Raw genomic sequence first — 12,740 nt, forward strand, 5'->3', positions numbered from 1 at the left:
CCGCCTCAGGCCTGGAGGCTGCCGTGGCAGTGCTTGTACTTCTTGCCCGAGCCGCACGGGCACGGCTCGTTGCGGCCGACGCGGCCCCAGGTGGCGGCGTCGGTCGGGTCGCGCTCCAGCACGGCGCCGTCCGCCGCGAGGCCCTGGGCGGCGAAGCCGTAGGCCGGCCCCCCGCCGCCGTCGCTGCCCGAGCCGAGACCGGCGTAGTCCATCTCGTTCTCGCCGGTGACCGGGTCGAGATGCTGGGCGAACATCGGCGGCAGCGCCGGACCGCCGGGCGGGTACTCCTCCTGCGGCTCCTGCATCATGATCTCGACCCGCGAGAGCTGCGCGGTCACCTGCTCGCGCAGGGCGGTCACGAGACCGTTGAACAGGTCGAAGGCCTCGGACTTGTACTCGTTCAGCGGGTCCCGCTGGGCGAAGCCGCGCCAGCCGATCACCTGCCGGAGGTGGTCCAGCGTCACGAGGTGCTCGCGCCAGAGATGGTCGAGGGTCTGCAGGAGGACCTGCTTCTCGATATAGGCCGTGACCTCGGCGCCGTTCTTCTCGGTCCGCTCGGCATAGGCGGTCTCGGCCGCCTTGAGCAGGCGCTCGCGCATCTCCTCGTCGGCGATGCCCTCCTCCTTGGCCCAGTCCTCGACCGGCACGTCGAGGTTGAGGATCTCCTTCACCTGCTCGCGCAGGCCGGCGACGTCCCACTGCTCGGCGTAGGCGTTCTCCGGGATGTGGCGGGCGACGAGGTCGTCGATCACGCCCTCGCGCATCTCGTCCACGGTCTCGCGGACGCTGTCCTGGCCCATGAAGTCGCGGCGCTGCTCGAACACGACCTTGCGCTGGTCGTTCATGACGTTGTCGTACTTGAGCACGTTCTTGCGCATGTCGAAGTTGCGCGCCTCGACCTTCTGCTGCGCCTTCTCGATGGCCTTGTTGATCCAGGGGTGGATGATCGCCTCGCCCTGCTCCAGACCGAGCTTCTGCAGCATCCCGTCCATGCGGTCGGAGCCGAAGATGCGCATCAGGTCGTCCTGAAGCGACAGGTAGAACTTCGAGCGGCCGGGATCGCCCTGGCGTCCGGAGCGGCCGCGGAGCTGGTTGTCGATGCGCCGCGATTCGTGACGCTCGGTGCCGATGATGTAGAGGCCGCCGGGCAGCGCCTTCTTGCGGCCCGCCTCCGGATCGGCCGGCTCGCCCGAGGCCAGCACCTTGGTGCGGTTCTCGGCGATCTCCGCCTTGATCGCCGCGATGGCGGCGTCGCGCTCCGGACCGTCGGCGAGGTGGCCCAGCTCCTTCTCGATCCGCATCTCGAGGTTGCCGCCGAGTTTGATGTCGGTGCCGCGGCCGGCCATGTTGGTGGCGATGGTGATCGCGCCGGGGACGCCGGCCTCGGCCACGATGTAGGCCTCCTGCTCGTGGAAGCGGGCGTTGAGCACGGCGAAGCGCTTGGTCACCCGGCCCTCGCGGGCGGCGGCGTAGACGTCGGTCAGCGCGTTCGGGTCGGAGTAGTCGAGCAGGCTGTAGCCGGCCTTCTTGAGCATCTCGGCGAGGTGCTCCGACTTCTCGATCGAGCCGGTGCCGACCAGGATCGGCTGGTGGCGCGCATGCGCCTTGTCGATCTCGGCGATGATGCCCTCGTACTTCTCGCCGACGGTCCGGTAGACCTCGTCGTCCTCGTCGACGCGCTCGACCTCCTTGTTGGTCGGGATGTCGACCACGTCGAGCTTGTAGATCTCGGCGAACTCGTCGGCCTCGGTCGAGGCGGTTCCGGTCATGCCGGCGAGCTTCTTGTAGAGGCGGAAGTAGTTCTGGAAGGTGATCGAGGCCAGCGTCTGGTTCTCGGGCTGGATCGTGACCCGCTCCTTGGCCTCCAGCGCCTGGTGCAGGCCTTCCGAGTAGCGCCGGCCCTGCATCATGCGGCCGGTGAACTCGTCGATGATCACCACTTCGTCGTTCTTGACGATGTAGTCCTTGTCGCGGGTGAACAGCGTGTGGGCGCGCAGGGCCTGGTTCACGTGGTGGACCAGCGTGACGTTGTGGGCGTCGTAGAGGTCGCCCTCTTTCAGGAGCCCCGCCTCGCGCATCGCCTCCTCGATGAACTCGTTGCCCTCCTCGGTCAGCGAGACCGTGCGCTGCTTCTCGTCGAGGTCGTAGAACTCCTTGCGCAGGCGCGGCATCAGCGCGTCGACCGCCACGTAGAGTTCCGACCGGTCATCCACCGGCCCTGAGATGATCAGCGGCGTGCGCGCCTCGTCGATCAGGATCGAATCGACCTCGTCGACGATCGCGAAGTTGTGCCCGCGCTGTGCCAGCTGGGACAGCTCGTACTTCATGTTGTCGCGCAGGTAGTCGAAGCCGTACTCGTTGTTGGTGCCGTAGGTGATGTCGCAGGCGTAGGCCTCCTTGCGCTGCGCATCGTCGAGCCCGTGCACGATCGTGCCGACGGAGAGGCCCAGGAACCGGTAGACCTGACCCATCCACTCGGCGTCGCGCGAGGCGAGGTAGTCGTTCACGGTGACGACGTGGACGCCCTTGCCCTCCAGGGCATTGAGGTAGACCGGCAGCGTCGCCACCAGGGTCTTGCCCTCGCCGGTCTTCATCTCGGCGATGCCGCCCTCGTGAAGCACCATGCCGCCGATGAGCTGCACGTCGAAGTGGCGCTGGCCGAAGACGCGCTTGGCCGCCTCGCGCACCGTGGCGAAGGCCGGCACGAGGATGTCGTCGAGACTCTTGCCGTTGGCGAGTTCGGCCTTCAGCATGTCGGTGCGGGCGCGCAGGGCCTCGTCCGAGAGGGCCTGGATCTCCGGTTCCAGCGCATTGATCTGCGCGACGCGCGGGCGGTAGCCCTTGACGCGGCGGTCGTTCGAGGAGCCGAAAATCTTCTTGGCGATGGAGCCGAGCATCATAGACCTGCGGACGCGCGAGCCCGCCCACGAGTGAGCGTGGCGGGCCGGCCTGGACGGAGTTGGCCGGGCTTATAGAGGTAAACATCGCCCGGCGCACCTGGAAGGGGCAGCCCTCAACGCATGCCGGTACGGTCACGGTTCCGGCACCGGTGAAATGGCCGCGCTTGCCTTCTCGCCCGACGCGGGCCACCTGTGCCGCGGCGCGACGCCCGGCCGATCCGGCGCGGCGCCGAGACGTGAGCCGAGGACTTCGCCCGTATGCCGAACACCGCCCTTCTCCGGCGCGTCAGCGCGCTCGCCGTCATGGTCGCGATGCCGGGACTGGCGCTGGCCCAGGCACCCCAGAAGGCCCCCACGCCGGCCGCCAACACGCCGGCTGCCGCTTCCCCCGCCGCCCAGAGCGCCGCCCCCGCCGTGCCGAGCGCCGACGCGGTCGTGGCGAGCGTGAACGGCAAGCCGATCACGCAGGGCGACCTCGCCATCGCGGCCGATGATCCGGCCCTGTCGCTGCCCGGCGTCGACGAGGCTCAGAAGAAGAGCCTGCTCGTCGACTACATGGTCGACCTCCGCGTCGGCGCGCAGGCCGCCGAGGCCGCCAAGGTCGGCGACACGCCGGAATTCAAGCGCAAGCTCGCCTACTTCCGCGACAAGCTCCTGCTCGACGACTACCTGGAGCAGGAGGCCAAGCGCGCGGTCACGCCCGAGGCGGAGCACGCGATCTACGATCAGACCGTCAAGCTGATGAAGCCCGAGGAGGAGGTGCACGCGCGCCACATCCTGGTCGACAACGAGGCCGAGGCGAAGAAGATCGCCGCGCGCATCAAGGGCGGCGAGGACTTCGCCAAGGTCGCCGCCGAGGCGTCCAAGGACCCGGGCTCGAAGGCCGAGGGCGGCGATCTCGGCTGGTTCACCAAGGAGCGGATGGTGCCCGACTTCGCCAACGCCGCCTTCGCGATGAAGCCCGGCCAGGTCTCCGACCCGATCAAGACCCAGTTCGGCTGGCACGTGATCAAGGTCGAGGAGAAGCGGACGAAGCCGCAGCCGACCTTCGACGAGCTCAAGGAGCAGATCGACCAGCACCTGATCCGCAAGGCGCAGCAGGACATGATCCTGAAGCTCCGCTCGGAGGCCAAGATCGACCGCGCCGACGCGCCGCCGGCGGCTCAGGCCGCGCCCGAGCCGAAGAAGTGACGGTCCGGGGCTGACCGGCGCGGCCCCGCGGGGCCGCGCCGTGTCGTCAGTACGGCCGATCCGGGACGAGGTAGCTGGATCGCGCCGGGGCCGGCTGGGGCGTGATGCCGAGAGCCGAGAGTTCGGCGCCGCGGCGCCCCTCGGCGATCCTGTCGAGCACCGCGATCAGCAGCCACGGACACGCGATGCCGATGAAGAACGCCATGTGATCCTCCCGCGCCGAACCGATGGGCCCGTTCGGCTTAGGAAAATAATAGGCGGGCCGGGCCGCGCCGCAAGCGGCATCCCCGCCGGGATCTCAGATCCAGCCCTGGAGCTCGCGGCGCACGACGTGCTCGATCACCCGCATGCCGAGGTCGCTGTCGTTCAGGCAGGGGATGTAGGCGAAGCGCTCGCCGCCGTTCTCCTCGAAATAGTGCCGGTTCTCACCGTCGAGCTCCTCGAGGGTTTCCAGGCAGTCCGCCGTGAAGCCCGGGGCGACGATCGCCATCCGCTTCACGCCCGACTTCGCGAGCTCCATCACCGTCTCGTCGGTGTAGGGCTTCAGCCACTCCTCGTTGCCGAAGCGCGACTGGAAGGTGACCCGCATCTTCTCCGGAGACAGGCCGAGCGCCTCGCGGATCAGGCGCCCGGTCTTGTGGCACTGACAATGGTACGGGTCGCCCTTGAGCAGGTAGCTCCGCGGCACGCCGTGGAACGAGGTGAGGATCACCTCCGGCTCGAAGTCGAGCTTGGCCAGGCCCTCGCGGATCGAATCGGCCATGGCGGCGATGTAGACCGGGTCGTCGTGATAGGGCGGCGAGACCCGCACCGTGGGCTGCCAGCGCATGTCCATCAGCGCCCGGAAGGCCTGATCGCAGGCCGTGGCCGAGGTCGCGGCGGCGTATTGCGGGTAGAGCGGCACCAGCAGGATCCGGTCGCAGCCCTGGTCGAGCAGCGCCTGGATCCGGCCGGCGACCTCGGGCTTGCCGTAGCGCATCGCCCAGTCGACCACCACGGACTCGCCCATGGCCGCCTGGAGGCGCTCGCTCTGGCCGCGCGTGATCGTCTTCAGCGGCCCCTCGTTGAGCGCGTTGTTCCAGACGCTGGCGTAGTCGCGGCCCTTCGGCCCGGGGCGCTTCGTCAGGATGATCAGGTTGAGGAGCGGCCACCAGATCAGCCGCGGTACCTCGATTACCCGGCGGTCCGACAGGAACTCCTTGAGATACCGGCGCATCGGCCAGTAGGACGTGCCCTCGGGCGTCCCGAGATTCATCAGGAGCACGCCGACGCGGCCCCAGGCCACTTTCGGGTGGTCGGCCGGAAGGGTGCTCGCCGCGGGCTGCAGCGGTGCGAGGGGCCGGCCATTCGCCAGCGCGGCGGGTTCGACGCGTTCGTTCATGGCAGCGTTCCGGCGCCGCGCGCCGAGATCCTTCCTCTGGCTTCCGATATCCGGCGGCCGGCGCGTACGCCTCGGCTTGGCCGGCGCTTAAACCCCGTCGGGTGCGCTTCCATGTAGGGTGCGAAGCCGCCCGGCGAAGGGCGGACGCGACATGCCGCACCGCGACAGGCCGCGCGCTCGACCCCCGTCCCTAAACACGGGCGGCTCCCGGCCGCAACCGCCGCGCCGATGACGGTGCGCGTCCACCTCCTATCTCGGCGTGGAAACCGATCGCGAGAGACCATGGCCGCCACACCCGTCGCCGACGCCCTCACGGCCTTCCGCGCCTCCGGTTCGCCCTGGCTGAGCCTGCCGTTCTTCGCCGGCGGGGAGGCCGACGCCGTGGCGGCGCCGGTCGATGCCCGAATCGCCGCGGGCGCCCGGGTGCTGCCGGCACCGGACCGGATCTTCCGCGCCTTGGCCGAGACCCCGCTGCAGGACGTGCGGGCCGTGATCCTCGGGCAGGATCCGTACCCGACGCCGGGCGACGCCAACGGCCTCGCCTTCTCGTTCGTCGGCTCCGGTCGCCTGCCCGCCTCGCTGAAGGTGATCCTGGCGGAGGCGGGATCCGACCGCGCCGCCGGCGGCGACCTGACGCCCTGGGCGCGGCAGGGCGTGCTCCTGCTCAACAGCGCGCTCACCGTCGAGGCCGGCAAGGCCGGGGCGCACCTGCGCTACGGCTGGGCCGCGCTGACCGATCAGGCCGTGAGCGCCGTCTCGGCCCGCGCGGAGCCCGCCGTGTTCCTGCTCTGGGGCGCCCAGGCGCGGGCGAGGGCCGCGCTCATCGACGCGACCCGCCACGGCGTGTTCGAGAGCGGACACCCCTCGCCGCTCAACCGGGCGCGGGATTTCCCCGGCTCCGACCCGTTCGGCCGGGCCAACCGGTGGCTCGCCGCGCACGGGCGCCCGCCGATCGACTGGCGCCTCGGCTGAGGCCGGCGGCAATCCCGCGAATGGGCTATTGCGGCTTGGCGGGCTCGGCGGGTTTCGCCGGCGCGGCGGGGTCCTGGCCGGCGGGCAGGAGCACGTTCTTGGCCACCGTGCCCTCGGGCCCGTACTCGCCGGCCACCGCGAGGCAGGCCTGGTCGCGGTTCTGCGCCATCTGGTTCGACATCAGCGTGAACATGGTCTGCACTCGGTTGCCGAACGGTCCGCGCGGCTGGACGTCGCCGATCTGCACGTTCTGCTTCGCCAGCAGGGCCTCGAACTGGTCGCTGCCGATCCGGTAGCCGCAGACGTTCGAGGCCGCGAAGATGTAGGCGGCGAATTCCAGGGCCCGCGGCGACGGGGCGTTCCGGATCTGCGCCTGCGCCGGCAGGGCCGCGAGCGTGACGGCGGCGAGGAGTGTGATCCGGGTCGTAGTGGGGCGCATGCGCGGCGGTTCCTCGATCGGGGGCGGCCTCTCGCGGGCCGCCTCTGGCGGGCGGGACATAGGCCGGACCCGCGCGCGCGCCAATGCGACCGAAGATGCGACCCGAGATGTCGGCAATTCAACCGTCCCGGTTCACGGCCCGTTCGCCATAGGTCCAGTCGCCGGCCCGCGCGTCGACGAAAAGACGGTCGTTTTTCGACGGAACGCCCGGGTGAGAGAGAGTGTTAACCTGCTCGCGTCACGCCAGGACCTGCAGTGTGTCCAGATTCAGGCGGTCCGCATCGCATGTACGGCGTCCATCACCCGGCGGCCTCCACCCCACTCCCGGCTCGCGACGCCGACCGGCGCGCCCGGCCGGGTGCGCAAGGAGCCGCCAGCGCGGAGCGGCGCGGCGCGCCGGCGGTGCCGGTCGCGGCGGTCTGTCCGCACCGCGTCTCGCGCTGGGCCTGGGGCGAGGGCCTGCGGGCCGGGCAGGCCGTGGCGCTCTTGGTGCAGGATCTCGGGCAGGTCGAGGCTATGCGCCTCGGCCTCACCCGCCTCGGCCTGCGCGTCGTCTGCCTCGACTGCGCCGGCCGCGACGCGGCGCTGGCGGAAAGCCTCGCGCAGTCGGGCGCCGTGCTGGTCGTCGTCGATACCGCGCTCGCCGACGCCTATGCCGGCGTGATGGGCCGGCTCACCGCCTATCCGGCGGTGTGGTGGAACGGTCCGGGCGCCGACTACGCGAGCCTCGACCTCGCCCTCGCCGAGCACGCCTGACAACCGCCGCATCGCGGATCGCGGGCCGCGGCACCGTCGCGGACCTGAACCTTGCGTGCTACCGTCCGGCGACGCGACCGGCCCCGTGCCAGGGAGGCCGGCGCCGGGAGACGCCGCCATGACCGCAGCCCTCGCCACGGCCCACGCCGCCAGCCCGGAGGCGCCGGTGCTGTTGCGCAGCGATGCCGACGGGGTCGCGACGCTGACGCTGAACCGGCCGCAGGCCCGCAACGCCCTGTCGATGGCCCTGATGGGCGCGCTCCAGGAGCAGCTCGACGCGATCCGCGCGGATCCGTCCGTGCGGGTGGTGATCCTGCAGGGGGCCGGCCCCGCCTTCTGCGCCGGGCACGATCTCAAGGAGATGCGCGCCGATCCGTCCCGCGAGGCGACTGAGGCGGTGTTCCGCACCTGCGCCCGGCTGATGCTGAGCCTCACGCGCCTGCCGCAGCCGGTGATCGCCCGGGTGCACGGGATCGCCACCGCCGCCGGCTGCCAGCTCGTCGCCACCTGCGATCTCGCCATCTGCGCCGAGACCGCCCGCTTCGCGACCCCGGGGGTGCAGATCGGCCTGTTCTGCTCGACCCCGATGGTCGCCCTGTCGCGCGCCGTATCGCGCAAGGCCGCCCTGGAGATGCTGCTGGTCGGTGAGCCGATCGACGCCGCGGAGGCCCTGCGGATCGGGCTGGTCAACCGCGCCGTGCCGGAGGCGGATCTCGACGCGGCGGTGGGCGCCCTGGCGGCCCGGATCGCCGGGAAGGCCCGGCGCGTCCTGGCGATCGGCAAGGAGGCGTTCGGCCGGCAGATCGAGATGGGTCTGGAGGACGCCTACGGCTACACCGCCGAGGTCATGACCCGGAACATGATGATGGCCGACGCGCAGGAGGGGATCGACGCCTTCCTGGGCAAGCGGCCGCCCCGCTGGGAGCCGTGAGCCGGCGTCCCGGTCCGCGCACTGGCGCGATACGACGCAGGCCCTTCGGCGCGACGCGCATAGGTGATGGCGCCGCCCTGCCCTAGGATGAGGGGCCTGTCCGACCCTGCCGGGCTCGGCGCCGCCACGCGGAACGGCTGATGAGCACCCTCGACCTGCTCGGTCTGACGCTGTCCTTCTACGGCACGATGCCGCCGCCGCGGCCCCCGCGGCCGAACCGCAACGGCGCGACCTGGGCCGCCGCCGTGATCTTCGGCGGCGTCTGCCTCGCGACGATCGGGCCGATGATCACCATCTGGAGCTTTCACCGGCCCTATGCCGAGGCCAAGGCGCGCTGTATCGCTTCCGGCGGCCGGGTCCTGTACGGGGCCCTCGACGGCAGCGGACCCTATCGCTGCGAGCGGCCCGCGGCCGCCGCGGCCGCCGCGCCCATTGCGCATCCGGCCAAGCCGGCGGATTAATCCGCCCGCCGCATGCGCTTCAGGTCGATCCGGCGCCTCCCGACGCGAACCCGGATAGCCTCACCTTGGAAAACGCGATCACCCGCTGGGTCCAGTCGACCGCCCTGATGCGGTCGGATGTCGAGGCCCTGATCGGCTTCGCGCTGGCGATCGGCGTCACCCTGCACGCCCTGCTGCGCAAGCGCCGGGTCAGCGTGGCGGTGGGCTGGATCGGGCTCGCGTGGCTGTCGCCGATCTTCGGCACCGCCCTGTACCTGACCTTCGGCATCAACCGGGTCTCGCGCCGCGCGCGGCGGCTGCGGACCAAGCCGTCCGACGCGACGCAGCTGCCCGACACCGACGACGCCGTGGTGCCGGAGGCGCTCTGGCCCCTCGACAGGGCGATCCGGCGGATCACGAGCCTGCCGGCCTTCGCGGGCAACACCGTGCAGATGTTCCGCAACGGCGACGCCGGCTATCCGCAGATGCTGGCGGCGATCCGCGCGGCGCGGTCCAGCATCGGCCTGTCGAGCTACATCTTCCGGGACGACGCCACCGGCCGCGAATTCTGCGACGCCCTCGTGGAGGCGAAGGCCCGGGGCGTGCAGGTCCGCGTCATCATCGACGGGATCGGCGGCGGCTATTTCCGGGCGCCGGTTTACCACCGCCTGACGGCCGCCGGGGTGCCGGCCGCCCTGTTCATGCACTCCGCCCTCCCCTGGCGGATGCCGTTCCTCAATCTGCGCTCGCACAAGAAGCTGCTGATCGTCGACGGCCGGATCGCCTTCACGGGCGGCCTCAACATCTCGCACCCGAATCGCGTCGCCCTGAAGCCCGAGCACCCGATCCGGGACACGCATTTCCGCCTGACCGGCCCCGTGGTCGAGCAGCTCGCCGCCGCGTTCGCGGCCGACTGGGCCTTCGTGGACGGCGAGATCCTCGACGGCCCCCCGTGGTTCGTCGACCTCGAGCCCTGCGGACCGAGCGTCGCCCGGGCGGTGACCTCCGGCCCGGACGCGGACGTCGAGAAGATCGAGCAGGTCATCCTCCAGGCGCTCGCCTGCGCGCGCCGGTCGGTGCGCTTCGTGACGCCCTACTTCCTTCCCGACGAGCTGGTGACCGGCGCGCTGGCCCAGGCCGCGACCCGGGGCATCACCGTCGACGTGATCATCCCGCGGGTCAGCGACCATCCCTACATCGACTGGGCGACCCGGGCGCATCTCGACCCGCTGCTGCGGGCTGGCGTGAACGTCTGGCTCGACGAGCCGCCCTTCGACCATTCCAAGGCGATGGTGGTCGACGACATCTGGTGCTTCGTCGGCAGCGCCAACTGGGACATGCGCAGCTTCCGGCTCAATTTCGAGCTGAACGTCGAGATCATCGACGCCAACCTCGCCGCCGACCTCGACCGGTTCATGCGCGGCAAGATGGAGGCGCGGCTCAGCCGGGAGGATCTCGCCGCGCGCGGCCTGCCGATCCGTCTGCGCGACGCAGGCGTGCGACTGCTGCTGCCATACCTTTGAACCGGGCGGGGGCGTGCGCCTCCGGCGCCGGGCCGAGATGGACGACGATCGGCCGGTGATCGGAGCGTCCCCGCGGCAGCACCGCGTGCGCGTGGCAGACGAGCCCGCGGGCGAGGCAGCGGTCGAGCCGCAGCGGCAGCACCTCGACCATCGCGTGGGTCGATTGCCGCGGTCCGACGTCGCGGAAGCCCGGGATCAGCGCCGGGCCGACGATATTGTAGTCGCCCAGCACGGCCGCCCGCGGCGGCAGCTCGCTGACGATGCGCCGCAGCTGGCGCCGGTTCAGCATCTGTCCGTGCGACAGGTGGACGTTGGCCACGCCGAACTCGCCGAGATCGAGGATCTGGCAGACCCGGTGCACGAGGGCGCCGGAGGGGAGCGCGATGACCCGGGGCGGCGCCGCCCAGGGCTTCGGGCTCCACATGGCGAGCCCGTGGATCCGGCCCGGCAGGGGCGCCCAGGCGTAGTGGCCGCCGATCCGGTCCAGCAGGAAGCCGATGGCGCGGGTCGCCTCCTGCATCAGCAGCAGGTCGGGCTTCTCCTGCGCCACGAGGGCGGCGACGTCGTCCACCGCCGCGCCGGTGCGCCGCAGCAGGTTCCAGCTCACGATCTTGAATGGCTGGTGCGGCCGCTCGGCGGGGCGGATCGGCGTGACGGGTGACGGTGCGGTGTTGGAGCGGGCCGGGCGTGCAGCAGGATTCATCGGGCCGGTCTCGTACCTCAACGCGCGGCGCTCCCGCCACCGCCACGCTCTAACGCGCCCGGAGCCGGGACGTTCGACCGCTTTCGCGCCGGGCCCGGGCGCGCCGCGGTCGGCGCCGGCGCGGTCCGACCTGCGCGCCCCACAGCCCATCGCCGGGCGACGCTTGAGGCCGACCCGGTCGGCGGCCTAAGAGCCGGCAGGGCGACGCCGGCCACTCCGCGGATTGCCGCGCACCGCCATCCCACCGATCCCGTCCGGAGGCCATGACGGCGTTCAGCTTCATCCATGCCGCCGACCTGCATCTCGGCAGCCCGCTGTCGGGCCTCGCCGCGCGCGACGCGGATCTGGCCCGGCGCCTCGCCGCGGCGAGCCGGCAGGCCTTCGAGGATCTGGTGACCCAGGCGATCGAGCGGTCGGTCGCCTTCGTGGTTGTCGCGGGCGACGTCTACGACGGCGACTGGGCCGACACCACGATCGGCCTGTTCTTCGCCCGGCAGGTCGCGCGCCTCGACCGCGCCGGCATCCCGACGATCCTCGTGCGCGGCAACCACGACGCCGAGAGCGTCATCACGCGCTCGATCACGCTGCCGGCCTCCGTCCACGTCTTCCCGACCGCCCGCGCCGGCACCCTGCGCCTCGACGCGCTCCGCGTCGCGGTCCACGGCCGCAGCTTCCAGGGCCGGGCGGTGGAGGAGAACCTCTCGCTCACCTACCCGGCCGCCGTGCCGGGCTGGTTCAACCTCGGGGTCCTGCACACCTCCTGCACCGGCCACGCCGCCCACGAGACCTACGCCCCCTGCTCGGTCGCCGACCTTGCGGCCCGGGGCTACGAGTACTGGGCGCTGGGCCACATCCACGAGTACGCGGAGCTGTCCCGGGATCCCTGGATCGTGTTCCCCGGCAATCTCCAGGGCCGGAGCGTGCGCGAGTGCGGCGAGAAGGGCGCCGTCGTGGTCGACGTCGCCGACGGGCGGGTGACCGGCGTCAGCCGCCTGCCCCTCGACCGGGCGCGGTTCGAGCAGATCACGGTCGACCTCGCGGCGGTGGCCGACGCGCGCGGCGCCGTCGAGGCCGTCGAGGCGGCGCTGAGGCCCCTGGCCGGGATCGCGGCGCGCCGGCTGCTCCTGGTCCGCGTCCACCTCGCGGGGACGACCCGGGCCCACGACGCCCTCGCGGCCGATCGCGAGTCCCTGACGGCCGAGATCCAGGCGGCCGCGCACCGGCTGCACGAGGACATCTGGCTGGAGCGCCTGAAGATCGAGACCCGCCGCCCGCGCGCCGCGGCGGAGCCGACCGGCGCCGCCATCGACCCCGCGGCCCTGCTTGCCGACCTCGACCGCGACCCCGAGTTCCGCGCCCGGGCGAAGGCGGTGCTGGCCGAGATCGGCGGCCGGATGCCGGGGACGGCCGCCGCCGAGGCCGACCTCGACGCGGAGTTCGACGCGCTCTGCGCCGAGGCCGAGGCCCTCGTCCTCGGACGCCTCGGCGGCCGGCACTGCTGAGG

General features: G+C 71.7%; 12 protein-coding genes. 7 read left to right on the forward strand and 5 right to left on the reverse strand.

Annotated elements, in window-relative coordinates:
• Nucleotides 1–5 precede the first annotated feature (5 nt).
• Complete coding sequence (gene secA, locus ACLBYB_RS00605) at nucleotides 6–2,897, reverse strand: preprotein translocase subunit SecA (RefSeq protein ID WP_026604963.1); 2,892 nt, start codon at nucleotides 2,895–2,897, stop codon at nucleotides 6–8.
• 261 nt (nucleotides 2,898–3,158) lie between these two features.
• On the opposite strand from secA, the gene ACLBYB_RS00610 reads away from it, so the two are divergent.
• On the forward strand, nucleotides 3,159–4,091 hold the full coding sequence (locus tag ACLBYB_RS00610) for a peptidylprolyl isomerase (protein ID WP_447697522.1): 933 nt from the start codon (nucleotides 3,159–3,161) through the stop codon (nucleotides 4,089–4,091).
• 46 nt (nucleotides 4,092–4,137) lie between these two features.
• Here the strand turns inward: ACLBYB_RS00610 and ACLBYB_RS00615 are convergent, their stop codons facing one another.
• Together ACLBYB_RS00615 and hemH are read right to left on the reverse strand one after the other, a co-directional pair.
• Complete coding sequence (locus tag ACLBYB_RS00615; RefSeq protein WP_020093373.1) at nucleotides 4,138–4,296, reverse strand: hypothetical protein; 159 nt, start codon at nucleotides 4,294–4,296, stop codon at nucleotides 4,138–4,140.
• A 93-nt stretch (nucleotides 4,297–4,389) separates the two neighbouring features.
• Nucleotides 4,390–5,472 carry a ferrochelatase gene (gene hemH, locus ACLBYB_RS00620; RefSeq protein ID WP_042673806.1) on the reverse strand — a complete coding sequence of 361 codons (1,083 nt, stop codon included), beginning with the start codon at nucleotides 5,470–5,472 and terminating at the stop codon, nucleotides 4,390–4,392.
• Nucleotides 5,473–5,754: 282 nt separating this feature from the next.
• Between hemH and ACLBYB_RS00625 the strand changes: the two genes are divergently transcribed.
• On the forward strand, nucleotides 5,755–6,444 hold the full coding sequence (locus ACLBYB_RS00625; protein ID WP_447697523.1) for a uracil-DNA glycosylase: 690 nt from the start codon (nucleotides 5,755–5,757) through the stop codon (nucleotides 6,442–6,444).
• A gap of 25 nt (nucleotides 6,445–6,469) precedes the next feature.
• On the opposite strand, the gene ACLBYB_RS00630 is transcribed toward ACLBYB_RS00625, so the two are convergent.
• Nucleotides 6,470–6,883: a hypothetical protein gene (locus tag ACLBYB_RS00630; RefSeq protein ID WP_020093376.1), complete on the reverse strand. Its 414-nt coding sequence runs from the start codon at nucleotides 6,881–6,883 to the stop codon at nucleotides 6,470–6,472.
• A 285-nt stretch (nucleotides 6,884–7,168) separates the two neighbouring features.
• Here ACLBYB_RS00630 and ACLBYB_RS00635 point away from each other — a divergent pair, with 285 nt between their 5' ends.
• From ACLBYB_RS00635 to ACLBYB_RS00650, 4 genes are all read left to right on the forward strand, one after another.
• Complete coding sequence (locus ACLBYB_RS00635; RefSeq protein ID WP_447697524.1) at nucleotides 7,169–7,639, forward strand: AMP-dependent synthetase; 471 nt, start codon at nucleotides 7,169–7,171, stop codon at nucleotides 7,637–7,639.
• A gap of 118 nt (nucleotides 7,640–7,757) precedes the next feature.
• The gene (locus ACLBYB_RS00640) at nucleotides 7,758–8,570 is read left to right on the forward strand and encodes an enoyl-CoA hydratase (protein WP_447697525.1); all 813 of its coding nucleotides are present in this window, start codon (nucleotides 7,758–7,760) and stop codon (nucleotides 8,568–8,570) included.
• A gap of 140 nt (nucleotides 8,571–8,710) precedes the next feature.
• Entirely contained in the window at nucleotides 8,711–9,031 is a 321-nt protein-coding gene (locus ACLBYB_RS00645; protein ID WP_020093379.1) for a hypothetical protein, read from the forward strand.
• Between the two features lie 65 nt (nucleotides 9,032–9,096).
• Entirely contained in the window at nucleotides 9,097–10,533 is a 1,437-nt protein-coding gene (locus ACLBYB_RS00650; protein ID WP_447697526.1) for a phospholipase D-like domain-containing protein, read from the forward strand.
• On the opposite strand, the gene ACLBYB_RS00655 is transcribed toward ACLBYB_RS00650, so the two are convergent.
• Nucleotides 10,451–11,236 (reverse strand): endonuclease/exonuclease/phosphatase family protein, encoded by a 786-nt coding sequence (locus tag ACLBYB_RS00655; protein ID WP_175556264.1) that lies wholly within the window; start codon nucleotides 11,234–11,236, stop codon nucleotides 10,451–10,453. The two genes, ACLBYB_RS00650 and ACLBYB_RS00655, sit on opposite strands and share 83 nt — an antisense overlap.
• 263 nt (nucleotides 11,237–11,499) lie before the next feature.
• Between ACLBYB_RS00655 and ACLBYB_RS00660 the strand changes: the two genes are divergently transcribed.
• A complete protein-coding gene (locus ACLBYB_RS00660) occupies nucleotides 11,500–12,738 on the forward strand; it encodes a metallophosphoesterase family protein (RefSeq protein WP_447697527.1) in 1,239 nt (412 codons plus the stop codon).
• Nucleotides 12,739–12,740: the final 2 nt, after the last annotated feature.

It is taken from the genome of Methylobacterium sp. D54C, assembly GCF_053345595.1.